Source organism: Fructilactobacillus sp. X2R5C2, assembly GCF_059901375.1.
In genome coordinates this window covers 1-258 of record NZ_JBWXUX010000028.1, presented here as the reverse complement: position 1 = coordinate 258, position 258 = coordinate 1, and the positions used below count along the sequence as shown (strand labels likewise).

The 258-nt window shown below is 68.6% G+C and carries 1 protein-coding gene; it reads right to left on the bottom strand.

Annotated features, from left to right (window positions below):
• Positions 1 to 258 (bottom strand): hypothetical protein (locus AC6UD2_RS06810; RefSeq protein ID WP_500698437.1); only part of this gene is annotated, 258 nt, incomplete at both ends.

The window sequence follows — 258 nt, the reverse complement described above, 5'->3', positions numbered from 1 at the left end:
CGGTTGGTCAGGGTAGCGGCGCAAGCCGATGATCTCTGTGGCGGGCAGCGGCGGCAGTTGGGTGCTGGACAAGCCCTCGGCACGCAAGGTGATGTTGCGCGTCAGCGAGTCGCCAATCTGCACCTGCTGGCTGCCCGGGTCGGGGTTCCAGTGCTCTTCCAGGGTCAGGCTGCGGGCTGGCAACCATGGTACGCCAGCGGGCCAGGCCGCGGGAATCGGCCGCACGGTGAGGCGCAAGGGCAGCGAACTGACCTGCAC